The following is a 22,911-nucleotide window of genomic DNA, read 5'->3' as shown; positions in this document are numbered from 1 at the left end:
GTGCCCCGGCCCGCGCCGGGGCACCGGTGTCAGTCCACGAGCAACGCCTCCAAGACGGGAATGGCGGCGACCAGTCGCTCCCGTTCCAGCGGCGACAACCGCTCCAGCCGCCTGCCCAACTCCAACACCCTGGTCGAGCGCACCCCGGACACGATCCGCTCCCCGGACTCCGTCGCCCGCACCAACCACGCCCGCCGATCAGCCGGGTCCGGCTCGCGCACGACGTAACCCGACTCCACCAGGCTCGCCACGATCCGTGACATGGTCGGCGCGGCAACCCCTTCCTTGCCTGCCAGGTCACCGAGCCGCAGCTCACCGCAGTTGACCAGAGTGGACAGAGCGGAGATGGACCCGTGCCCGAGCCCGGGAGACCCGGACCGGCGCAACGCCCGGGACAGGCGCCCGATCGCGAGGTACAACCGCGCGGGCACATCCCCTCCGCCAGACTCAGCGGCCGATGTCGTCATACCTCATTGTGCCGGAACCCCACCCCGTTCCACGACCAGACCCCTGCGGCTCCGACAGAAGATCGAGCACCTGGCGTAGACCAACACCCACCCACACCAACACGTGCGACTCCACGCATACGCCACGGGTCCGCCACAGCAGGCGATTCCCTCGCGGGCCGTTCCCTCGCGGGCCGTTCCCTCGCGGGCCGTTCCCTCGCGGGCGGTTTCCGCGCGCCGCCGGCTTCGACGGGCACGAACCCGCACGCCAGTCAAGATCAACTCCGACCCGGGGCCCTCCCTCCCGGGGGCCGGGGGCCCATCTCTGAACCTATCGCGGTGGGTGGTGTGTCAATAGGGGTGCGGCGGGGGGTGTGGATAGGTCGAGGGGTTGTGGACAGGTCGGCTTCCACCTGGCGGCTTGGGCGGCCTGCTTGGCGGGGGCGTCGGAGGGGGCGAGCGGGGCACGGGGGCGGAGTCCGAGAAGTGATCGGGCGTCAGCGGGGTGGGCTGGAGGCTTGGGCCCAGAAGCGTTGGGGGATGCGGCCTGCGGAGCGGGCGAGTCGGCCTGCTTGGACGGCGGCGCGCATGGCGGTGGCCATTTTCTCGGGGTCGGCGGCTCGGGTGACGGCGGTGGCCAGGAGTACGGCGGCGCAGCCGAGTTCCATGGCGAGGGCGGCGTCGGAGGCGGTGCCGATGCCCGCGTCGAGGATGACCGGGACCGCGGCGCGGGCGACGATGAGTTCGATGTTGTGCGGGTTGCGGATGCCCAGGCCGGTGCCGATGGGCGAGCCGAGCGGCATGACGGCGGCGCAGCCCGATTCCTCCAGGCGCAGGGCCAGGACCGGGTCGTCGTTGGTGTAGGGCAGGACCACGAAGCCGTCGTCGACGAGGGTCTTGGCGGCGTCGAGCAGTTCGACCGGGTCCGGGAGCAGGGTGCGGTCGTCGGCGATGACCTCCAGTTTGATCCAGTTCGTGCCCAGCGCCTCGCGGGCCAACCGGGCGGTGAGCACGGCTTCCGCGGCGGTGCGGCACCCCGCGGTGTTGGGCAGCGGGTCGATGCCCAGCCTGCGCAGCACTTCCAGGATGCCGGTGCCGCCCGCGACGTCGACCCGGCGCAGCGACACCGTGGTCAACTCGGTGCCGGACGCCACCAGCGCGCGCTCCAGCACCGCCAGGTTCGACGCGCCACCGGTACCGGTGATCAGCCGCGACGCGTACTCCCGGTCGGCGATGACGAGTGGGTCGTCCACCTTCACCCTCCCTGCACCGCGGTCAGCACTTCCACCACAGCCCCGGCCCGCACCACCGTCGACGCGTGCCCCGCCCTGGGCACGACCTCCCCGTCCACCGCGACCGCGATCCCGGCGCCCGAAACCCCCAGCACCACCAACAACTCCCCCACCGTCACCCCATCGGCCAGTTTCCGCTCGACGCCGTTCACCACCACGATCATGCGTCCCTCCCCAAGAACCGCGCGGGATCCGCGGCACGCACCGCGGCAGGCAACTCTTCCTCCCGCAGCAACGACACCACCGCGCCTGCCGTGACCGGAGCCAGCAACAAGCCGTTGCGGTGATGACCGGTCGCCACCAGCAAGCCCGGTTCCAGCAGGCCTATCAGGGGCAGGTTGTCCGGGCTCCCCGAGCGCAACCCGGCGGCCGTCTCGACCAAGGCGTACTCGGCGATCCCCGGCAGTACTCGTTCGGCGTCCCGCAGCAGGTCTCGGACGGCGCCCGCGGTGACCGACTCGTCGAAGCCGACTTCCAGTTGAGTGGCGCCCAGGACAAGTTCCCCGTCAAGACGGGGGACGAGGTACACGGGCCGGGACTCGACGTGGGCGCGGATGGTGCGGGTCGGGACCGGGAGGGTGCCGGGGCGGGTGTGCAGGCGGAGGATCTCGCCCTTCACGGGGCGGACCAGGGGGGCCAGCGCCGGGTGCAGGTGGCCGCTCCAGGCCCCCGCGGTGACGACAACCGCCGCACAATCCACAGTGGACTCGTCGGCCAGGACCACCGCGTTCGGGTGGACCGCGCGCGCGGTGGCCGTGATGAACTCCACACCCGATCGGCGGCACGCGGTGTGCAACGCGGTGAGCAGGGCGCGGTTGTCCACCGCGAGGTCGCCGGGCACGTGCAGTCCACTTCGGACCCCAGGTCCGATGCCCGGCTCCAGCGCGCGCAGCTCACGCCCAGAGCAGCGCACGGCCTCCCGGCCGAGACCGCGCAGGAACTCGGCGAGGACGTCGAGTGTGCCCACGTCAGCGGAGTCCAGCGCGACCGCGAGCGTCCCTTCCAGCCGCAACCCCGGGTCGCCGCCCGCCGCGGTCAGCCGGGCGGCGAAGTCCGGCCAGCGCGCCAGCGACGAGCTGCCGAGTTCGAGGACGTGCTCCTCCCCCGGCCACGACTCGGTGACCGGCGCCAGCATGCCGCCTGCCAGCCACGACGCGCCCCTGGCCGGTGCCGGGTCGACCAGGCGCACCGGGTACCCGGCCTCGGCGACCGCCCAGGCGACCGACAGCCCGATGACACCGCCGCCGACCACGGCGACAGCCCGCTCACTTCCCATGTCCTCACGCTCCCTGCGCCGGCATGACCCGGATCAGGTTCGACGGTCGGAGCGACCCAGCTCCCTCTCAGCCCGTTCCCCGGACTCCCGTGCGACCGACCTCCACCGTAGCGCAGGCGATAGCGTCACCTCCATGCCAGGACTCGACGGGGACCAGATCAGGCGCAGGCTGGCCGACGCGCGGCTCTACCTGTGCACCGACGCGCGGACCGAGCAGGGCGACCTCGCCGACTTCGTGGACGCCGCGCTGGCGGGCGGGGTCGACATCGTGCAGCTGCGCGACAAGCGGGGCGGGGCACCGCTGGAGGCGGGGCCGGAGCTGCGGGCGCTGTCGGTGATCGCCGAGGTCTGCGCCGCGCACGGGGCGCTGCTGGCGGTCAACGACCGGGCCGACGTCGCGCTGGCCGCCGGGGCGGACGTGCTGCACCTGGGCCAGGACGACCTGCCGGTCACGGCGGCGCGCCGGGTGGTGGGCGACGACGTCGTGATCGGCAAGTCGACGCACGACTTCGCGCAGGCCGTCAGCGCGGCGGCCGAGCCCGGTGTGGACTACTTCTGCACCGGTCCGTGCTGGACGACGCCGACCAAGCCCGGCCGGGCGGCCGCGGGCCTCGACCTGGTCCAGGCCACGGCGGCGGCCGATCCGCGACGGCCCTGGTTCGCCATCGGCGGCATCGACGCGCGGCGGTTGCCCGAGGTCGTCGCCGCAGGCGCTCGCCGGATCGTCGTCGTCCGGGCGATCACCGAGGCCGTTGACCCCAAGTCGGCCGCGGAGGCGCTGGTCGCGGGACTGCGCACGGCGTAACCGGCGCTGGTCCGGTCGGCGCAGGGGTGAGCAGCGCGACACGCTGGTCCACTGTGGACTGGTGCACACTGGAGGGGTGAACCTCGTCACCCTCGATGACATCGCCGCCGCCGCCGAGCGCGTCGCCGGGCACGCCGTGCGCACCCCGCTGGTGGCCGCCCCGTGGGCGGACCGTCCACTGTGGATCAAGCCGGAGAGCCTGCAACCGGTCGGCTCGTTCAAGATCCGCGGCGCGTTCAACGCCGTGGCCGGCATCGATCCGCAGCGGCGGGCCCGTGGTGTCGTCGCCTACTCCAGCGGCAACCACGCCCAGGCCGTCGCCTACGCGGCGCGCGCGTTCGGGGTGCCCGCCTGGATCGTGGTCCCCGAGGACACGCCCAGGGTCAAGGTCGAGGCGACCCGCGCGCACGGCGCCGAGGTCGTGCTGGTCAAGACCGGTGAGCGGGAGTCGGCGGCGTACGCGATCGTCGAGCGGGAGGACGCCACGCTGGTGCCGCCGTTCGACGACCGGGCCGTGATCGCGGGCCAGGGCACCATCGGCCTGGAGATCGTCGCGGACCTGCCCGACGTCGACCTGGTGCTGGCCCCGGTCAGCGGCGGCGGGCTGATCTCCGGCATCGCGGCCGCGATCAAGGCGCTGCGCCCGCAGGCCCAGGTCTGGGCGGTCGAACCGGAACTGGCGGGCGACACCGCGGCCAGCCTGGCCAAGGGCGAACTGGTGTCGTGGTCGGTCGCCGACCGCAACCGGACCATCGCCGACGGCCTGCGCAGCCAGCCGTCCGAGCTGACCTTCGGGCACCAGCGGGCGCTGGTCGACGGCATCGTGACCGTCTCAGAGGATGAGATCCGCTCGGCGGTGGCCACCCTCGCGCACCGCGCCCACCTGGTCGCCGAACCCAGCGGCGCGGTCACCACCGCCGCCGTCCTGCACCACGGCGACAAGCTCCCGCCCGGCCGCACGGTCGCCGTCCTCAGCGGCGGCAACGTCGACCCGGACGCCCTGGTCGCGCTGCTCCAGAGCTGATCACGCCTGGTCAGGCCTGGTCGGACAGGGCCTGATCAGCCCCGGGGTGCCGGGGCGGGTGACTCGACGTCGCAGTGGGGGCCCGGTGGCGGAGCGGCCAGGACGTTGTCCCGGATGCTCAGCGCCATGAGGCCCCCCGCGGCGGCGAGTGAGGCGCAGATCAGCAGGGCCGTGCGCCAGCCGGAGGTCAGGGCAGTCGGGTCGGTGTAAGCGGCCCCGGTAAGCCCAGCAGCGGCAGGTAGGACAGCCACAGCGAGCAGGCCGCCAGTCCTGGCCACCGCGTTGTTCACGCCGGACGCCAAGCCCGCGTACCGGTCCGGCGCCGCGGCCAGGACGGTCGCGGTCACCGGGGCGACCACCACCGACAGCCCGAACCCGAACAGGGCCACCGACGGCAGCACCGCGCCCAGGTACGACGCCCCCGGCGCGATCCTGGTCATCAACAGCATCGCGGCCGCGATCAGCAGCGGACCGGCTACCAGGAACCACCGCGGCCCCACTCTGGCGGCGAGTTGGCCGAAGCGGGCCGAGAGCAGCAGCATGACCGCGGTGATCGGCAGCCCTGCCAGGCCCGCGGCGGTCGGCGAGTAGCCGAGCGAGGTCTGCAGTTGCAGCCCCATCAGCACCATCACGCCGGTCAGCGCCGCGTAGACGACCAGGGTCAGCGCGTTGGACACGACGAACGTGTGGCTGGCGAACAGCGCGGGCGGCACCAACGGGTTCGCCTGGCGCCGTTGCAGCAGCACGAACGCCGTGAGGGCACCGAGGCCGACCACCGCGGCCCCGACCACCAGCCAGTCCGCCCCGCGCACCGGCGCCTCGACCAGCGCCGCCGTGATCCCGGCGAGCCCGACAGCGCCGAGCACCGAGTCGAGGATGTTCGGGTGCCCGGTGACCTCCTCGTCGCGGGTCTCCGGCACGCACCGCATGGCCAACCACACGCACACCACGACCAGCGGGATGTTCACCAGGAACGCCAGCCGCCACGACCACGCCTGCACCAGCAGCCCGCCGACCAGCGGACCCACCGCGGCCGCGATGCCGCCGAGGCCGGACCAGGCGCCGATCGCGCGGGACCGGTCATCGCGGTGGAACACCGCCTGCAGGATCGACAGCGACCCGGGGGTCAGCAGCGCGCCGCCGACACCCTGCAGGATCCGGGACACCACCAGCATCGGCGTGGACAGCGCGACCCCGCACAGGGCCGACGCGATGCCGAACCAGATGACGCCCACCACGAACACCCGGCGGCGGCCGTAGCGGTCGCCGAGCGACCCGGCGACGAGGACAAGCGCCGCCAGGGCGAGCAGGTACCCGTTGAGCACCCACTGCAGCCCGGCGACCGAGGCGTCCAACTCCTTGCCCAGCCTGGGCAGGGCGATGTTGACCACGCTGCTGTCCAGCATCGCCATGCCGGACCCGAGGATCGTGGTGGCCAGGACCCCGCGCGCGCTGGGCGTGCCCCAGCGGACCTGGCCCGTCACGTCAGGACGGTCGGTTCAGCGTGGCGACGAACTTGTACCTGTCACCCCGGTAGACCGACCGCACCCACTCGACCGGTCGCTCGTCGGTGTCGAACGAGTGCCGCGACAGCAGCAGCATCGGCATCCCCACGTCGGCACCGAGCAGCTCGGCCTCGTGCGGACCGGCCAACGCGGTCTCGATCGTCTCCTCGGCGTGGCCCATCTCGACGTCGAACCGCTCACGCAGCACCTGGTAGAGCGAGCCGCCCCCGCTGACGTAGCGGCGCAGACCGCGGAAGCGGCCCAGCGGCAGGTGCGTCGTCTCCATGGCCATCGGCTCGCCGTCGGCCAGCCGCAGCCGGTGCAACCGCAGCACCTTGGCACCGGCCCGGATGCCGAGCAGCCTGGCCAGGTCGGCCTCGGCCGGGATCTCGGAGACCTCCAGCAGCTTGCTGGAGGGCTCGCGGCCCTGGGCGCGCATGTCCTCGGTGTAGGACGACAGCTGCAGCCGCTGGGCGACCTTGGGCTCGGCGGCGAAGGTGCCCTTGCCCTGGACCCGCAGCAGCCTGCCCTCGACGGTCAGCTCGGCGAGCGCCTGGCGGACGGTCGTGCGGGAGACGTCGAACTCGGTGGCCAGTGAACGTTCGGTCGGGATGGGCGAGCCGGGAGGCAGCGACCCGAGCAGGTCGAGCAAGTGGCGCTTGAGACCCCAGTACTTGGGTTCCCGTTGCACGCGCGCCACTGTGTCCGACCCGTCGGCCGTGGACATCTCCAGCATGGCGTCCCTCCTGAGTATTGCGCCCGACCCGTACAGAATGCCTTGTCGGGGGTGCCGCACGCGATCACACCCCGCCTGTTTGGCCCTACCGTGACCGGCACGGGCACCGGCGCGCCCCGCCGCGCCGTCCCACCTACGGCATGATTGGTCTAGACCTTACCGCCCGGGGTGTCCCGGATGGCGGACGTGCGGCGCTCCGGGGAACACCCACCGGTGGCGTTGGCGCGCGGGGACATCCGGCCTTTCCGGCGCCGCCGTTCCCGGTGTTGCGGTGCCCGATTTATCCGATCTCCTCGGCGCCGGGCCAGCCGGACGGGTGGTTCCCCGGATCTCGCCAGGGCCGGTCGCCCCCGACGCCGCGAGTAGTGCGGTGAGCGCCGCCACAGGTGTGTCGGCCGTCACTACGACCGGACTGTACGTCACCCTGCCGGGTGGTCGCGCCGTCCGGCCCGGTGCCGGGTTGCCGCTGGCCCAGGGGTCCGCGCCGGGTCACCCGGGTGCGGTGATCACGTTTCGCGGGGCGGCCCGGCTTCCTAGACTGGGGCGATGCGAAGGACATCGTTCGCGCAGTGGCCCTGTTCCATCGCGCGTGCGATGGACCTGCTCGGCGACCAGTGGACCCTGCTCGTGCTGCGGGAGGCCTACCTGGGCGTCCGGCGGTTCGACCGGATCCAGGCCGAGTTGGGCATCGCGCGCAACACCCTGACCGAGCGGCTGGACCGCCTCGTCGGCGCCGGCCTGCTGCACCGCGAGCGCTACCAGGAGCGGCCCGTGCGCTACGAGTACGTGCTCACCGACATGGGCCGCGACTTCTGGCCCGCCCTCGCCGCGATCATGCACTGGGGCGAGCGCTGGCTGACCGAGGACCGCCCGGTGCGGCTGCGCCACCGGACCTGCGGCCACGAGACGCACGCCGTGGTGACCTGCGCGTCCTGCGGCGACCCGCTGCTGGTGCGGGAGGTGGAGGCGGAGCAGTTCGGCGCGCGCTCGGCGATGGTGGGAGGAGCCCGCTCCGCCGAGGGGGTGGAGCGGAGCGGGCATGGTCATGTTACGCCGAACGGAGTAGCGGTCCGATGACCGGGGTCGCGTTGGGCGTCGACATCGGCGGCAGCACCACCCGCGCCCTGGCCGTGGACGCCACCGGAGCCGTGGTCGGCCGCGGCGTCGCGGGCGGCGGCAACCCGAACACCAACGGCCCCGCCGCGGCGGCGGGCCAACTGCTGACCGCGGTGAACGCGGCGCTGAGCGGCTCCGAGGTCGCGGCGTGCGTGATCGGCATGGCCGGGTCGTCCGCCCTGCTGGACCCGGCCGTCGCCGCCGAGTTCGACGTGGTGTTCGACCTGCTGCACCCGAGGGTGGTGACCGACGCGGAGGTCGCCTTCGCCTCCGGCACGTCCTCCGCGGTCGGCACCGTGCTGATCTCCGGCACGGGCTCCATCGCGGGCCGCATCACCGGCCGCGAGCTCGTCGCCACCTACGGCGGCTTCGGCTGGCTCCTCGGCGACGAGGGCTCGGCGTTCTGGATCGGGCGGGAAGCGGTCCGGTTCACGCTGTACGCGCTGCAGAGCGGGAAACCGCTGAGCCCGCTGGCGGAAGCAGTGCTCGCGGCGGCAGGACTACCGCTGACCGGCGACCCGCGAATCCCCTTCGGACGGTTGATCCGTCAGGTGAACCGGGAGGAACCGATCCGGTTGGCCCGATTCGCACCACTTGTGCCGTCTGTTGACGACCCGGCTGCGCAGGACATCGTTTCGCGGGCCGCGGGGGCGCTGGCGAGCCAGGCGTTGGCTGTGCACGACAGCGGGCCTGTGGTGTTGGCGGGGGCCGTGCTGCAGACGGTGGTGGGGGCGCGGGTGCGGGAGTTGCTGCTGGGGCATGAGGTGGTGGACGCGAAGGACGGGACAGTGGGGGCGGCTTGGCTGGCCTCGCTGGACGCGTTTGGGAACAACGCGGTGCGGCCGCAGGTCTAGGTCTGGCGCAGGTCTAGGTCCTGCTGCGGGCTCGGGTCTAGGTCTGGCGCGGGCGCAGGTCCGGCTCGGCGCAGGTCTCGGTCTTGGTCTTGCCGCGGGCGTGGGCCCGACTTGGAGCGAGTTGGGCTTGCGCGACCGGCAGCTTGACCGGATATTTGCCCTCCCCGCGCGACGGCCCCCTTTCGTCCACTGTGGACGATTCGACCACCCGCTCGCCCCTGGTCGATCTCCCGCTGCATGACTTCGACGCCGAGCCCGCTACCGCGGCACCCTTCAAGCCCCTGACCTGTGGTTCTTCATCTCCGCCCGCTTCGACTTTCACCCGTTCCAGCGACAAGAGTTGTCCACAAGTCGATCACCGACCCCCTGTTTCAAGATCGTCTGTCGGGGGGTGCCGATAGACTGGCACTGGGACGCCCCCCGGTGCGGGTGGGGGCTGGGCGGGGGTCCTCGCGGGCGTGCGCGCGAAGCGGGTCGGGGCAGGGCTACGGGCTGGGGCGGGCCTGCGGGCTCGGGCGGGGTTGGAGCGCTCGCGGGACACGAGAGGGCCTGCGGAACGTGGGGGGACTTGCGGGACGCGAGAGGGCTCGAGGAACGCGAGAGGGCTCGTGGGACGCGGGAAGGCTTGCGTGGGGTGGGGGCGCTCGGTGGGGAGACCGGGCGAGGGGCCGGTGATCAGGCGGTCTTGGGCTGGGGTTCGGCCGGGGTGGGGAGTTGGGGGTGGCGTAGGCCGGGGTGGTTGGTGGGGAGGGATTTGCGGAGCACGGCCGCGCTCACCGCGATGACCAGGGCTACCAGGGGCCACGACAGGGCTACTCGGGTGATGGCTAGGGCTGTGACGCTGCCCAGCCACCAGAGGGTGGTGAAGGCGGTGGTGCGGAGGGCGTATTGGAGGACCCAGACCCAGCTGGCTCGGCTGTAGGCGCGGAGCAGGGCGGGGTCGCGGCGCCAGCGGAAGCGTTGGCCCAGGAGTAGGCCGACCACCACGCCGAGCAGGGGCCAGCGGACGGCGATGCTGGCGGCCCAGAGCAGGGCGCTCGCGGTGTTGGACAGCAGTTGGATCAGGAAGAAGTCCTCCGCGCGGCCCGTGTGCAGTGCGACCGCCGCACCCACCGCGACCGCCGTCATGCTGCCGAGGACCGCGGTGGCCTTCTCGCCCCTGACCAGCCTGATCACCGCGACGGCCGCGGCGGCGGCCAGGGCGGCCGCGGTCGACCAGCCGATGGCGGCGGTGAGCAGCCAGGCGGCGGCGAAGGCCAGCGGGGGCGCGGTCGCGTCCAGGGCGCCCCGGCGGCCGCCGAGCAGGTCGGACAGGGAGTCACTCACCCCTCCAGCCTGCCTGACCGGGGCCGACCACCGCACAGCGGTCGATAGTGTGTGCGGTCCGGGGTCATACTCTGCGCTGACGCGGGGCCGGGGAATGCGGGGGCATACTTGCCGCGTTTGGTTGTCTGGGGCAACGGGGTCGAGGCAAGCCGGGGTCGGGAAAGGGAGGTCGGGCTGTGCATGGGTGGAACAGCTGGATCGCCATCGGGGACAGCTTCACCGAGGGCATGAGCGACGTGGATGCCGACGGCGCCTACGTGGGGTGGGCCGACCGGCTCGCCGAGATGATGGCGGCGCAGCGGCCGGGGTTGCGGTACGCGAACCTGGCGCTGCGCGGGCGGATGCTCCAGCAGATCATCGATGAACAGGTGCCGGTGGCGCTCACCGCGCGCCCCGACCTGGTCACGCTGTGCGGCGGCGGCAACGACATCATCACGCCGGGCACCGACGTCGACGACGTGGCCGCGCTGTTCGAGACCGCGGTGGTGGCGCTGCGCGAGGCGGGCAGCGAGGTCGTGGTGTTCACCGGGCCGGACCCGAAGGTGCAGCCGCTGATCCGCCGGTTCCGCGGCAAGGTCGCCATCTACAACGGACACCTGCACGCGATCGCCGAGCGGCACGGTGCCCGGCTGGTCGACCTGTGGTCGATGGGCGTGCTGCACGACCGCAGGTCCTGGTGCGACGACCGGCTGCACTTCTCCAGCGAGGGGCACCACCGGATCGCGTTGCGCACGGCCGAGGTGCTCGACATGGACGTGGCGCAGGACTGGCGCGAGCCGCTGCCCGCGGAGGACCGGAAACCGTGGCTGCGGCTGCGGCAGGACGACCTCGCGTGGACGACGACGCACCTGATCCCGTGGGTGCGCAGGCAGATCACCGGGGAGTCGCTCGGCGACGGCCTGTACCCCAAGCGCCCGGAACTGGCGCCGGTCCGCAAGGACGACCGCACCGCCGGGGTGTGAGTGGACGTCCGAAATGGCCGTCCACGGCGGTAACGGGCCACGACGACGACCGGCCGGCTCTCCCTCCCCCGAGAGCGCCGGCCGGTACGTCGGGCCGCACCCCCGTCTCCCGCCGCGGCCCTGGATGACCGAGGTCACCCTGCGCGCAGAGGGTGCCGGCCCGGTTCGCGCACCGGCTAAGCGTTCGCTAAACGTCGGTGGGCAGCGCCGCGAGTCCGGCTTGGACGGCCTGCGCGGCCGGTGACTGGACGAGCCGGTAGAGCTCCAGGGCCAGCATCAGCTCCACCCTGGCCGCCGCGATCTCGCCGCGGTCGCGCAGCACCCTGGCGAACACCTCGCGGGCGAACGCCTCGGTGAGGTCGAGCCCGTTGGCCTCGGCGAGCGAGATCGCCTCCCTGGCGTGCGTCTCGGCCGCCTCCGGCATGTTCAGCTCGTGCTCCAGTTCGGCCAGGTTGGCCAGTGCCAGCCCGACGAACCCGAGGTCGCCGACCTCGCGGAAGATCGCGACCGCCTGCGCCTGCGGGCTGACCGCCTCGGCTGGGGCGCCGAGGTTGCGGTGCACCTGCGCGATGTTGTTGAGCAGGTTGGCTTCCCCGAGCCGGTAGCCCGCGCGGCCGGACAGCTCCAGCGCCTTGCGGTAACCGGCCAGTGCCTCGTTGTAGCGGCGCTGCCCGTAGAGAGCGCTCGCCACCGTGTTGAAGCCCATCGCCATCAGCTTGGAGTCGCGCAGTTCGGTCGCGATGGCCACGGCGCGCTCGGCGTCGGCCACCGTCTCGTGCTCCTGGTCGAACCGGGTGAGCAGCACGCACCGGCTCAGCCGCATCAGGACCTCGCCCCTGCGGTCGCCAGCCGCCTTGGCCGCGTCGAGCCCCAGGCGCAGCACGTGTTCCCAGTCGTCGCGGCGGGAGCGGACCCGGCGGAACTCGCTCGCCATCCTGGCCAACTGCCAGACCTGGGTGTGCAGGCCCGCTTTCGCGCCCGCCTCGGCCGCGGCGACCAGGTTCGGCCACTCGCGCTCGAACCAGGCGAGCGCGTCCTCCCGGCCGCGCACCGGGGGGCGCGGCACCTCCGGTTCCGCCTCGGAGTAGTCGATGTCGTCGGCCGCGGCGCGCAAGTGCCTGCGGCACAGGTCGGACGCGACCAGGTAGTAGCGCAGCACCGGCGGCAGCAGGTCGTCGGCGCCCAGTTCCCTGGCGTAGAGCCGCACCAGGTCGTGCATGCCGTAGACGTCCGGTTCGGACTCGGTGACCAGGAACAGCGCGGCCAGCCCGCGCAGCCGCTCCCTGGCGGCCTCCGGCGAGCTCCCGGCCATGGTGGCCAACAGGTGCGGGCCGAACGTCGGGCCCGGTACCGCGCCGAGTTGGCGCAGCGTGGCGGTGAGCACGGGGTCGAGCCCGCCGACGGTCAGGTCGAGCGCGGCCCGCACCCCGGTGTCGACGTCCTGCACGCGCAGCGCGCCCAGCCTGGTGCGCTCGTCGGCCAGCTCGCCGACCAGTTCCCGCAGTGACCACTGTGGACTGGCGACCAGCCGGGCGCCCGCGATCCGCAGTGCGAGCGGGAGGTGGTCGCAGAGCCGGGCGAGCCTGGTGCGCAGCGCGCGTTCGTGGTCGGCCGGTGGGCCTGCGGCGTGTTCGATGACGGCCTCGGCCTCGTCGGGCGGAAGGGTTCCCAGCACCCGCAACGCGGCGCCGTGGGTCACCAGGCCGTCGAGGGTGCGCCTGCTGGTCACCAGCACCATGGAGCCGGGGCCGCCGGGCAGCAGCGGGCGCACCTGGTCGGAGTCGCGGGCGTCGTCGAGCAGCACGAGCAGCCTGCGCTCGGCCAGCAGCGAGCGGTAGAACGCGGCCCGCTCGGCGAGGTCGTCGGGGATGTGCTCGGCGGCGACGCCCAGGGCGAGCAGGAACCTGGCCAGCACCTCGGCGGGCTCGATCGGCTCGTGCCTCGGGTCGAAACCGCGCAGGGACGCGTAGAGCCTGCCGTCCGGGAAGTCCGCGGCGGCGCGGGTTCCCCACACCACGGCGAGCGCGCTCTTGCCGACGCCTGCCGAGCCGACCAGCACGGCGATCGCGGGGGCGGTGCCGTCCGCGGTGTCGCGGATGCCGTCCAGCCAGCCGAGTTCGGCGTCGCGGCCGGTGAACCCCGGTGGCGCGGCGGGGAGTTGGGCCGGGGTGAGCACGCCGACCCGCGGTGTGATCACCGGCGTCGGGCGCTGTTCGAGCAGCGTGGTGTCGTCGCGCAGTATCCGGCTGTGCAGCTCGCGCAGGCCGGGACCGGGGTCTAGACCAAGTTCGCGGGCGGCGCGGTGCGCGAAGCGCTGGTAGATCTCCAGTGCTGCCGCGCGCCTGCCGCAGCGGTAGAGGGCGAGGACGAACTGGCCCACCAGGTGCTCGCGGAACGGGTGGGTGTCGACCAGCGCGGCCAACTCGCCGATGACGTCGTCGTGGCGGCCGAGTTCGAGGTCGGCGTCCACGCGCGCCTCGATCACGGTCAGCCGCAGCTCGGCCAGTTCCGGCGCGCGGACCCGGCCGCCGATGCCCGAGAGCTCCGGCCCGCGCCACAGCCCCTGGGCCCTGGCCAGCAGTTCGGCGCGCTCGCCAGCGGGGCGGTCGCGCGACTCGGCGAGCAGGTCGCGGGCCAGCGCGACGTCGATGCGCGCCTCGTCGACCACCAGCCGGTAGCCCGGTCCGGTGGTCTGGATCCTGGTCTCCCGCGTCGGGTCCACTGTGGACAGCCAACGGCGCAGCCTGGACACGTAGCCCTGCACGATGGTGCGGGCGGTGGCGGGCGGCTCGTGGTCCCACAGCACGTCCATCACGTGCTCCACGGAGACGACCTGGTTCGGCTCCAGCAACAGCATCGCCAGCAGTCCACGCAACCCGGGCCCACCCGGCACCAGCGTGTTCTCCCCCACCAGCGCGCACACAGGTCCCAATACGCAAAACCGCGGTCCGCCTTGTTCCGGACGCGCGAGCGCGACGTGCGCCACTCGGTACCACCCCCCGATCGGACCGACTCCCCTAAGCCGGTTCAAGCGCTCCCGAGGACAAACCTAGGGCGAAACAGAACGCGCGGGTGTGGTTGTGGTGGTAGTCAACCGGATGGCCTAACCGTTATGGGGCACCGCTATGAACTGATACCCCCGCCCAATGGCAGGGGAATGGGCCACTCGCCGAGTGCGGGCACCGCACGCGGGGGGCGGGAAACTGGATCGGCCCCGCTGCCGCACCGATCCCGACTTCGGTGGGCGCGGGGCCGTACTCCGCCGCAGTTGGTCCACAGCACGCCGGGTTCACCCCGAGTGGGAACCACGACCAGCTCTTGATCAACCAGTGGCAGAGCGTGCGCTGATGGTAACAGATGGATTACGCGTGATCACGGGCGGGTCACCGGACCAGCGGCTCGGCGGTGCGCGCGGCGATGAAACCGGGCCGCGGCGCGGCCGCCGCGTACGGCTCGACCAGTGCGTTGTCCACCGAGTTGAAAACGACGAAGATGTTCGAGCGGGGGAACGGCGTGATGTTGTTGCCCGACCCGTGCACCAGGTTCGAGTCGAACAGCAGCGCCGATCCCGCGGTTCCGGTGAACTGGTCGACACCGTGTTCCGCGGCGAGCCGGGACAGCGCCGCGCGGCTCGGGACACCGATCTCCTGCTCGGTGAGCGAGGCCTTGTAGTGCTCGGCCGGGGTCTCGCCGACGCACGGCACGAAGGTGCGCTGGGAACCGGGCAGCACCATCAACCCGCCGTTGAACGGGTAGTTGTCGGTGAGCGCGATGGACATGCTCACCGCGCGCAGCAGCGGCATCCCGTCCTCGGCGTGCCAGGTCTCGAAGTCGGAGTGCCAGTAGAGGCCCTTGCCCTGGAAGCCGGGCATGTAGTTGACCCGGCTCTGGTGCACGTACACCTCGGAGCCCAGCACCTGCCTGGCCCGGTCGAGCACCCTGGGGTCGCGCACCAGCTCGGCGATCAGCTCGCTGGTGCGGTGCACCTCGAAGATCGACCGCACCTCGGCCGACGCGCGCTCCACGACCGTGCGCTCGTCGGCGCGCACCGCCTCGTCGGTGGCCAGCCGGTCGAGCTCGGCGCGGAAGGTGGCGACCTCGGCCGGGCTGAGCAGGCCGTCGTAGCGGGAGTAGCCGTGCGTGTCGTGCGCGGCCAGGGTCGCCGGGTCGATGGGGCCGCAGACCCCGCCCCACACCGTGGGTTCCGAGCGGGCGAAGGGGGCCAGCGGTTCTGCGGTCCTGGTCGGGTACCGGTCCACGGGGCGGGTTCCGGTGAACCGGGTGTCGGTGGTCAGGGTCATCAGCCCTCCTCAGGCCTCGGCGGCTTCGGTGATGAGCGGGTAGACGCCGTTCTCGTCGTGCACCTCCCGGCCGGTGACCGGGGGGTTGAACACGCACAGGGTGCGCATCCGGGTGCGGGGGCGGAGTTGGTGGCGCTCGTTGCCGTCGAGCACGTAGATGGAGCCGGGCGCGAGCGGGTGGGTCGCGCCGGTTTCCTTGTCCAGCAGTTCGCCGTCGCCCTCGACGACGAAGACGGCCTCGATGTGGTTGGCGTACCAGAAGTCGTTGACCGCTCCCGGCTCCAGCACGGTCTCGTGCACCGAGAACCCGACGCCGTCACCGGCCAGGACGATGCGCTTGCTGCGCCAGTGCTCGGTCTTGACGTCGCGGTCGGTGTCGGTGATCTCGGCGAGCGTGCGGACGATCATGGTTGCTCCTCGCGGGGTCAGCTCCGGCCCAGGGTGGCGGCGACGGACTCGGTGAGCACGCCGAGGCCCTGGTCGAGTTCGTCGTCGGTGATGGTCAGCGGCGGCATGACCTTGGCGACCTCGCCGTCCGGGCCGGAGGTCTCCATCAGCAGGCCGCGCTCGAAGGCCGCGTGGCACACCGCGCCCGCGGTGGCGCCGTCGGCGAAGCGCAGCCCCCTGGCCAGACCGCGGCCCTTGACCTTGAGCCCGGCGGCCGGGTGCGCCTCGGCGATGCCGTGCATGACCCGCTCCACCTGCTCCCCCTTGGCCAGCGTGCCCTTCTCCAGGGTGTCGTCGGTCCAGTAGGTGCGCAGCGCCTCGGTGGCGGCCACGAAGGCCGGGTTCACGCCGCGGAAGGTGCCGTTGTGCTCGCCCGGCTCCCAGATGTCGAGGTCCGGGCGCATCAGGGTCAGCGCCATCGGGAAGCCGAAGGCGCCGATGGACTTGGACAGGCAGACGATGTCCGGGGTGATGCCCGCGACCTCGAAGCTGAAGAACGGGCCGGTGCGGCCGCAGCCCATCTGCACGTCGTCGACGATCAGCAGGATCCCGTGCCGCTTGCACAGCTCCGCCAGCGCCCGCAACCACTCCACGCGCGCGGCGTTGATGCCGCCCTCGCCCTGCACGGTCTCCACGATCACCGCGGCGGGCTCGTTGAGGCCGCTGCCGCTGTCGGCGAGCAGGCGCTCGAACCAGAGGAAGTCGGGCACTTGGCCGTCGAGGTAGTTGTCGAACGGCATCGGGGTGGCGTGCACGAGCGGGATGCCCGCGCCGCCGCGCTTCATCGAGTTGCCGGTGACCGACAACGCGCCCAGCGTCATGCCGTGGAAGGCGTTGGTGAAGTTGACGATCGACTCGCGGCCGGTGACCTTGCGGGCCAGCTTCAGCGCGGCCTCGACCGCGTTGGCACCGGCGGGGCCGGGGAACATCACCTTGTAGTCCAGCTCGCGCGGCGCGAGCACGACGTCGCGGAAGGACTCCAGGAAGTCGCGCTTGGCCGCGGTGTTCATGTCGAGGGCGTGGGTGACGCCGTCGCGCATGATGTAGTCCACGACCGCCTGTTTGAGCACCGGGTTGTTGTGCCCGTAGTTCAGCGCGCCCGCGCCTGCGAAGAAGTCCACATAGGACTTACCGGACTCGTCGTAGAGGTGGCTGCCGACCGCGCGGTCGAACACGACCGGCCAGCCGCGGCTGTAGCTGCGGACCTCGGACTCGAGGGTCTCGAACACACTCATCGCGGAAATCTCCCTCCCCAGCGGGAAAGTAGGGCAAGTGGTGGGCGCTAGACCCCGACCGGCTGCGCCGCGGGCTCGAACGGACCGATGCGGTAGAGGTCCTCTGCGGCGTGGTCGTCGGGGAAGTGGTCGGCGGCGAACAGGTCGGCCCGGCGCATCAGCGCCCCCCTGCGCCTGGCCAGTGCGCCGAACAGCGCGATGGACGCGGCGTTGTCGGCGGTGATGGTGGTCTCCAGGTGCCGCACGCCGCGCGGGGCGAGTCGGTCGAGCAGGTGGTCGAGCAGCCTGCCCGCGAGGCCCTTGCCGCGCTGGTCGCCGTCGACTGCGATCTGCCACACCACCACGGTGTCCGGCTCGCTCGGCCGGACGAAGCCAATCACGAAGCCGACCGGGCGGCCCTCGACCACCGCGACAGCGGAGGTGTCGGCGAAGTCGCGGCACCAGAGCAGGTAGGCGTAAGAGGAGTTCAGGTCGAGGGTGTGCGAATCTCGGGCGATCCGCCACAGCTCGGAGCCGTCCTCTGTGGACGGCTCGGCGATCAGGACGTCGTGCGTTTCCCCGGACATACCCAGGGAACGTAACAGCGAAATTTCGCCCGGTGTGGACGGGGAACACCGCTGCCCCGCCCGCCACCTGGGGTTTCAGCGGATCACCGGTGAGGAGGACAACACCGTTGTTGTCCTGCGCACCGGGATCGTGTTAGTGCTCAGCCCGCCTCGCGCGACTGCGCCCACAGGTCGATGCCGGAATCCACCGCGTACCGGTCGATCTCGGCCAGCTCGTCGGCGGTGAACGGCGCGGCGTCGACCGCGGCGAGGTTGGCCTCCAGCTGCCCGACCGAGCTGGCGCCGATGAGCGCCGAGGTGACCCTCGGGTCGCGCAGCACCCAGGCGATGGCCAGCTGCGCCAACGACTGCCCGCGCCGCTTGGCGATGCCGTCGAGTCCGCGCACCCTGGCCAGGTTCTGCTCGGAGAGGAAGTCGGGCGACAGCGACGACTCGCGGCTGGCGCGGGACCCCTCGGGGATGCCGTCGAGGTACCGGTCGGTGAGCAGGCCCTGGCCGAGCGGGGAGAACGCGATGCAGCCCGCGCCGAGGTCGTCGAGGGTGTCGAGCAGCTCGGGCTCGATCCACCGGTTGAGCAGCGAGTACGACGGCTGGTGGATGAGCAGCGGGATGTTGGCGCCGCCGAGGATCTCCGCCGCGCGCCTGGTCGCCTCGGGCGAGTACGACGACACGCCGACGTAGAGCGCCTTGCCCTGCTCGACCGCGGTGATGAGCGCCCCGACCGTCTCCTCCAGCGGGGTGTCGGGGTCGAAGCGGTGCGAGTAGAAGATGTCGACGTGGTCGAGGCCGAGCCTGGTCAGCGACTGGTCCAAAGAGGACAGCACGTACTTGCGGGAACCCCACTCCCCGTACGGTCCCGGCCACATGTCGTAGCCCGCCTTGGTGGAGACCACGATCTCGTCGCGGTAGGGCTTGAAGTCGCTCGCCAGCACCCGGCCGAAGTTGGCCTCGGCGCTGCCGTAGGGCGGGCCATAGTTGTTGGCCAGGTCGAAGTGGGTGACGCCGAGGTCGAACGCGCGGCGCAGGATGGCCCGGCCGGTGTCGAACGGGCGGTCGTCGCCGAAGTTGTGCCACAGGCCGAGCGAGACCGGCGGCAACCGCAGCCCGCTGCGCCCGGTCCTGCGGTAGGCGGTGGCGTCGTAGCGGCTCTCCTCGGCGCGGTACGGCGCGGCTGGGAACGGCATGGGTCTCCTCGGGTCGCGGGGTGCTACCGGGTGATTCTCGCCCAGCGCGCCGCACGGGCGCCGATCGTGCCCGCCGCGGCGCGGCTCAACCGGCCTTGCGGGCGTAGAGCACCGCCTCGTTGAGCTCCAGCCCGTTGACCACCCGCAGCGCGGCCACCACCGCGTCGCCGACCAGGTCGGCGGCGACCTCCGGGTACTCGACCAGCAGGGCCGTCTCACCGCCGCCGACCGGGGTCCTGGTGATGGTGCCGCGCAGGAAGCCGAACACCGCGACCTTGGCGTCGGGCAGGGTCAGGGTGATCCGGGCGCGGCGGACGGGGGACAGCCCGCTCTCCCCCGCCAGCAGCGCGTGCAGCAGGTCCTTCGCCTCGTCGAGCAACTGCTCGCCGTGCGCGGTGCGGCGCTCGCGGTCGACCAGCTGCCCGGCGGGCGGCGGCGGGCCGACCAGGCACGCGGTGGTGTCCCAGGAGTCGAGCCGGGCGGTGCGCTCGAGCAGGCGCCGCTCGTCGAGCTCGACCGGGCGCGGCCGGTAGCCGCTCGACGGGGCGACGGTGGCCAGCAGCTGGTCGACCAGCCAGGCCCGCGGCTGGGTCATCAGCTCGGCGCGCAGCACCGCGAGCGCGCCGGGCTGCCCCGCCGCGGCCCGGCGGACCATGTCGTCGAAGGCGGCCACGACCGGGAACGTAAGCCGCCCCGGCGCGCCGGGACCAGCACCGTCACCCGATGGTGGGCCTCAGAGACCGGCCATGATGTCGGTCTCGGTGATGCCGGGGCCCTCGCCGTCGCGGATGAACCACTCGGTGCCGAAGGCCTGGACGAAGACCGGGTCGGGCATCGACAGGAAGAAGCTCTCCTCGGAGATCTGGCTGGCGTGCGCGCGCATCGCGGCCCGCTTGGCCACCACGTACGCCGAGACGTCGACCCGGGCGGTCAGCTCCTCCAGCGGCTTGCCGATCTCCCACTCCTCCTGCGGGCCGAAGTCGGCACCATCGGCCGCGGCGTCGGCGGCCGCGGCGCTCATGTGCTCGCGGACGTCATCGCGGTTGGCGGTGGCCTGGTACACCCGGCTCGTCCCGGCCAGCTCGGCCGCGCGCTTGCCGACCCGGTGCACCTGGATGTGGTCGGGGTGGCCGTAGCCGCCGTTGTCGTCGTAGGTGGTGAGCACGTCGGCCGACTCCTCGACCAGGATCTTGGCCAGCCGCTCGGCCGCTTCCTCGACCGGGGCGGTCCAGAAGGTGCCGGGGGTGTCGTTGGTCGGCTCGCCCATCATCCCCGAGTCGGTGTAGCCGAGGAACTCCACACGGGACACACCGAGGATCTCGGCCGCCGCGTGCGTCTCGGCGACCCGGCGGGAGGTGAGGTCCTCGCCCGGCGCGAGGAACCCGTCCTCCACCTCGCCGAGCTCGCCGCGGGTCGCCACCACCAGCACGACGCGGTGGCCCTCGTCGGCGGCTTTGCGCATGACGCCACCGCAGTTGATGCACTCGTCGTCGGGGTGGGCGTGGAAGGTCACCAGTGTTGCCATGAGCACCAAGGTACCCATGGCGACCGACACACCGGCGGGTCAGCTGATGGCGACGCGCTCAGCTGATGGCGACGCGCTCCGGCAGGGCGACCTGCTCGACCGGCGCCTCATCCCGGCTGCCGTGCAGGATCGAGTCGAGGATCTCGCCGACCCGGACGGCCGTGGCGGACAGGAGTGTCGCGGTGAGACCGTGGCTGTGCTCCGCGCCCTGCAAGTAGATGCCCGCGGTGACGTTGGCGGCGGTGCGCACCCGGTAGTCCCGGCCGACGACCGGTAGCCCTGCCGCGTCACGCTCACACACAGCGGCAGCACGGCCGAGGAGGTCAAATGGGTCGGCCGGACGGAAACCGGTGGCGTAGACGACCGCGTCGCACTCCAAGACCTCGGTCTCGCCGGTCGGCAGGAACTCGACGGTGGCGTAGACGGCCTCGTCGGTCTCGCGCGTGTAAGTGACGCGGGAAGCCGTGCGGATGTCGAGGCGCTTGCGGCCGGTGACCTTCTCCCGGTACTCGCGGCGGTAGAGCTCCTCGATGAGGTCCATGTCCACCACGGAGTAGTTCGTGTTCCGGTGGTAGTCCAGCAGCATCTGCTTGACCTCGGCGGAGGCGCCGTGGAAGTGGTCGACCGCGCGCGGGTCGAAGATGCGGTTGGCGAACGGGCTGTCGTCGGCGGGGGCGTAGCCGTAGCGGGCGAACACCGCGCACACCTGGGTCCTGGGCAGCGCCGAGTGCAGCTCGGCGACGGCCTCCGCGCCGCTCTGCCCGGACCCGACCACCAGCACCCGGCGCGGCTCGGACCTCGCGAGGTCGCCGACCCGGTGCATCAGCTCGATGTTGTGCCAGACCCGGTCCGAGGGCACGGCGTCGGCGGGCAGCCTCGGCCGCAGGCCGGTGCCGATGAGCACGTTGCGGGCGCGGACCGTGCTGATCAGGCCGTCGGCGTCCTTGGCGATCACGTCGAGGTGCGCGACCTCGCCGTCGACCTCGACCGGGCGGACCGAGACGACCTCGGCGCCGTAGCGCACCTGGTCGGTGACCCTGGCCGCCGCCCACTCGAAGTAGTCGTGGAACTCGGTGCGCAGCGGGAACATCGTCTTGTGGTTGATGAACTCGACCAGCCGGTCCCGGTCGCGCAGGTAGCACAGGAAGCTGAAGTCGCTCGACGGGTCGCGCATGGTGACCAGGTCCTTGAGGAAAGACACCTGCATGGTCGCGTCGTCGATGAGCATCCCGCGGTGCCAGCCGAAGGACGGCTGCCGCTCCAGGAACAGCGCGTCGACCCGCTGCTCGGGGTGGCGCCGGTTGTGCTCGTGCACGGCGATGGCCATGGCGAGGTTGGAGGGGCCGAAGCCGATCCCGACCACATCGCGCACCTCGTGCGGCTGGGCGTCGCTGGTCACCGCGGTCCCTTCGTCGACGATCTCGTTGCACCTCCGGCCAGAGGTAAGGCTAACCTAATTACCGGGCCGTGCGGAGTCCATGGTCGACGGCCAGACGTGGTCTGGATCTCCCGCCAGCTCGGTGCGCAGCTCCCCGGCCAGGCCGGGCAGGTCGCCGACGAGCAGCGGGTTCGCGGTGATGGTGAGCGTGTTGCGGGCGGCACCGACGCGGGTGAGGTCGAACTGCACCATCGGCGACCAGTCCGCGTTGAACCGGCCGTCGCGCTGGAACTCGTCGTGGCTGGCGCAGCGCAGCGACGTGCCCGCGCCCTGCACGGCGAACACGACGCCGTTGACCACACGCCGCCCGGTCGCCAGGTACGGGTACCGGCACGTGACAGCGTCGATCGCGCGGCGGAGTGCGTCAGGACTGACAGAGCCCGGTAAGTCCACCGAGATGCTCGGGGACTCCAGGTCTAAGACGTCCGGGATGGGGCTGATCTTGCGAGCCTGCGCCACCAGGGCGGTCAACGCGTCGGACCACGCGCGCGAGAGTTGGACCACGGCCCGTTCCGTGCGGGCTTCCGCGCGCCACGACCACGTGGACATGATCTGCCCGTCCACCAGCTCGACGACGACATCGACCACAGCGGACAGTTCGGGATCACCTGCCAGGTAGTGGAAACCGATGACGGCAGCGTCGGTGGCGGCCCTGAGCCTGCTTACCGTGCCTGCCAACCCACCGCGCGCGGCGACAGTGCCCCGGTCCCCGACCGCGACCACGAGGGCAGCGCGCAGGACGTCAGCGGTGTCGGTCGCGTAGAAGTCGGGGACGTCGGTGAGCAGGGCCGCGGTGAGGTCGGCGGGGAGCAGTCGGCGCAGCTGCGGCCGGGTGACCGCCGCCGGTCTCGCGAGCGTTTCCAGGGTGTCCAT

At 72.2% G+C, this 22,911-nt stretch carries 23 protein-coding genes and 1 riboswitch; of the genes, 5 read left to right on the top strand and 18 right to left on the bottom strand.

Annotation, left to right across the window (positions count from 1 at the left end; translation table 11 throughout):
- Positions 1-29 precede the first annotated feature (29 nt).
- The 4 genes from BMY07_RS17235 to thiO all read right to left on the bottom strand — a co-directional run bounded on the left by BMY07_RS17235 (position 30) and on the right by thiO (position 3,014).
- Positions 30-467 carry a MarR family winged helix-turn-helix transcriptional regulator gene (locus tag BMY07_RS17235; RefSeq protein ID WP_092779436.1) on the bottom strand — a complete coding sequence of 146 codons (438 nt, stop codon included), beginning with the start codon at positions 465-467 and terminating at the stop codon, positions 30-32.
- Positions 468-943: 476 nt separating this feature from the next.
- The gene (gene thiG / locus BMY07_RS17230; protein WP_092779996.1) at positions 944-1,699 is read right to left on the bottom strand and encodes a thiazole synthase; all 756 of its coding nucleotides are present in this window, start codon (positions 1,697-1,699) and stop codon (positions 944-946) included.
- A gap of 2 nt (positions 1,700-1,701) precedes the next feature.
- The gene (thiS, locus tag BMY07_RS17225; protein ID WP_092779434.1) at positions 1,702-1,902 is read right to left on the bottom strand and encodes a sulfur carrier protein ThiS; all 201 of its coding nucleotides are present in this window, start codon (positions 1,900-1,902) and stop codon (positions 1,702-1,704) included.
- Positions 1,899-3,014 carry a glycine oxidase ThiO gene (gene thiO, locus BMY07_RS17220; protein ID WP_092779432.1) on the bottom strand — a complete coding sequence of 372 codons (1,116 nt, stop codon included), beginning with the start codon at positions 3,012-3,014 and terminating at the stop codon, positions 1,899-1,901. The genes thiS and thiO overlap by 4 nt, the downstream gene beginning before the upstream one ends.
- Positions 3,008-3,115, bottom strand: a riboswitch (TPP riboswitch). Its footprint overlaps the gene before it by 7 nt.
- Before the next feature lie 32 nt (positions 3,116-3,147).
- On the opposite strand from thiO, the gene thiE reads away from it, so the two are divergent.
- Both thiE and BMY07_RS17210 read left to right on the top strand, forming a co-directional pair.
- Entirely contained in the window at positions 3,148-3,819 is a 672-nt protein-coding gene (gene thiE, locus BMY07_RS17215; protein WP_092779430.1) for a thiamine phosphate synthase, read from the top strand.
- Between the two features lie 76 nt (positions 3,820-3,895).
- On the top strand, positions 3,896-4,843 hold the full coding sequence (locus BMY07_RS17210) for a threonine ammonia-lyase (protein WP_092779428.1): 948 nt from the start codon (positions 3,896-3,898) through the stop codon (positions 4,841-4,843).
- A 35-nt stretch (positions 4,844-4,878) separates the two neighbouring features.
- Here BMY07_RS17210 and BMY07_RS17205 read toward each other — a convergent pair whose 3' ends face one another.
- Both BMY07_RS17205 and BMY07_RS17200 read right to left on the bottom strand, forming a co-directional pair.
- Entirely contained in the window at positions 4,879-6,327 is a 1,449-nt protein-coding gene (locus BMY07_RS17205) for an MFS transporter (RefSeq protein WP_281245071.1), read from the bottom strand.
- A 1-nt stretch (position 6,328) separates the two neighbouring features.
- Entirely contained in the window at positions 6,329-7,084 is a 756-nt protein-coding gene (locus BMY07_RS17200) for a GntR family transcriptional regulator (protein ID WP_092779426.1), read from the bottom strand.
- Positions 7,085-7,630: 546 nt separating this feature from the next.
- Between BMY07_RS17200 and BMY07_RS17195 the strand changes: the two genes are divergently transcribed.
- Entirely contained in the window at positions 7,631-8,161 is a 531-nt protein-coding gene (locus BMY07_RS17195; RefSeq protein ID WP_092779424.1) for a winged helix-turn-helix transcriptional regulator, read from the top strand.
- On the top strand, positions 8,158-9,054 hold the full coding sequence (locus tag BMY07_RS17190; RefSeq protein WP_092779422.1) for an N-acetylglucosamine kinase: 897 nt from the start codon (positions 8,158-8,160) through the stop codon (positions 9,052-9,054). Before BMY07_RS17195 ends, BMY07_RS17190 begins: the two co-directional genes overlap by 4 nt.
- 37 nt (positions 9,055-9,091) lie before the next feature.
- Here the strand turns inward: BMY07_RS17190 and BMY07_RS34395 are convergent, their stop codons facing one another.
- Both BMY07_RS34395 and BMY07_RS17185 read right to left on the bottom strand, forming a co-directional pair.
- Positions 9,092-9,244: a hypothetical protein gene (locus BMY07_RS34395; protein ID WP_177215619.1), complete on the bottom strand. Its 153-nt coding sequence runs from the start codon at positions 9,242-9,244 to the stop codon at positions 9,092-9,094.
- 485 nt (positions 9,245-9,729) lie between these two features.
- Positions 9,730-10,380, bottom strand: a complete 651-nt coding sequence (locus BMY07_RS17185; protein ID WP_092779420.1) for a DUF3159 domain-containing protein — start codon at positions 10,378-10,380, stop codon at positions 9,730-9,732.
- Between the two features lie 176 nt (positions 10,381-10,556).
- Here BMY07_RS17185 and BMY07_RS17180 point away from each other — a divergent pair, with 176 nt between their 5' ends.
- On the top strand, positions 10,557-11,342 hold the full coding sequence (locus BMY07_RS17180) for an SGNH/GDSL hydrolase family protein (RefSeq protein WP_092779418.1): 786 nt from the start codon (positions 10,557-10,559) through the stop codon (positions 11,340-11,342).
- Between the two features lie 187 nt (positions 11,343-11,529).
- On the opposite strand, the gene BMY07_RS17175 is transcribed toward BMY07_RS17180, so the two are convergent.
- From BMY07_RS17175 to BMY07_RS17130, 10 genes are all read right to left on the bottom strand, one after another.
- The gene (locus tag BMY07_RS17175; protein WP_092779416.1) at positions 11,530-14,265 is read right to left on the bottom strand and encodes an AfsR/SARP family transcriptional regulator; all 2,736 of its coding nucleotides are present in this window, start codon (positions 14,263-14,265) and stop codon (positions 11,530-11,532) included.
- Between the two features lie 460 nt (positions 14,266-14,725).
- Positions 14,726-15,643, bottom strand: a complete 918-nt coding sequence (thpD, locus tag BMY07_RS17170; RefSeq protein ID WP_092779414.1) for an ectoine hydroxylase — start codon at positions 15,641-15,643, stop codon at positions 14,726-14,728.
- Between the two features lie 9 nt (positions 15,644-15,652).
- The gene (locus BMY07_RS17165) at positions 15,653-16,051 is read right to left on the bottom strand and encodes an ectoine synthase (protein ID WP_092779412.1); all 399 of its coding nucleotides are present in this window, start codon (positions 16,049-16,051) and stop codon (positions 15,653-15,655) included.
- Positions 16,052-16,068: 17 nt separating this feature from the next.
- Positions 16,069-17,325 carry a diaminobutyrate--2-oxoglutarate transaminase gene (gene ectB, locus BMY07_RS17160; RefSeq protein ID WP_092779410.1) on the bottom strand — a complete coding sequence of 419 codons (1,257 nt, stop codon included), beginning with the start codon at positions 17,323-17,325 and terminating at the stop codon, positions 16,069-16,071.
- A gap of 47 nt (positions 17,326-17,372) precedes the next feature.
- Positions 17,373-17,891: a diaminobutyrate acetyltransferase gene (gene ectA, locus BMY07_RS17155; protein WP_092779408.1), complete on the bottom strand. Its 519-nt coding sequence runs from the start codon at positions 17,889-17,891 to the stop codon at positions 17,373-17,375.
- Positions 17,892-18,031: 140 nt separating this feature from the next.
- Positions 18,032-19,075 (bottom strand): L-glyceraldehyde 3-phosphate reductase, encoded by a 1,044-nt coding sequence (gene mgrA / locus BMY07_RS17150; protein WP_092779406.1) that lies wholly within the window; start codon positions 19,073-19,075, stop codon positions 18,032-18,034.
- Positions 19,076-19,160: 85 nt separating this feature from the next.
- Positions 19,161-19,748, bottom strand: a complete 588-nt coding sequence (locus BMY07_RS17145; RefSeq protein WP_092779404.1) for a hypothetical protein — start codon at positions 19,746-19,748, stop codon at positions 19,161-19,163.
- Positions 19,749-19,808: 60 nt separating this feature from the next.
- Positions 19,809-20,600: a PIG-L family deacetylase gene (locus BMY07_RS17140; RefSeq protein ID WP_092779992.1), complete on the bottom strand. Its 792-nt coding sequence runs from the start codon at positions 20,598-20,600 to the stop codon at positions 19,809-19,811.
- 58 nt (positions 20,601-20,658) lie between these two features.
- The gene (locus BMY07_RS17135) at positions 20,659-21,999 is read right to left on the bottom strand and encodes a lysine N(6)-hydroxylase/L-ornithine N(5)-oxygenase family protein (protein ID WP_092779402.1); all 1,341 of its coding nucleotides are present in this window, start codon (positions 21,997-21,999) and stop codon (positions 20,659-20,661) included.
- 54 nt (positions 22,000-22,053) lie between these two features.
- Positions 22,054-22,911 (bottom strand): hypothetical protein, encoded by an 858-nt coding sequence (locus tag BMY07_RS17130; protein WP_092779400.1) that lies wholly within the window; start codon positions 22,909-22,911, stop codon positions 22,054-22,056.

Source organism: Actinokineospora terrae, from assembly GCF_900111175.1.
In the GTDB taxonomy this organism is placed as follows: domain Bacteria; phylum Actinomycetota; class Actinomycetes; order Mycobacteriales; family Pseudonocardiaceae; genus Actinokineospora; species Actinokineospora terrae.
This window is presented reverse-complemented; position numbering and strand designations above follow the sequence as displayed.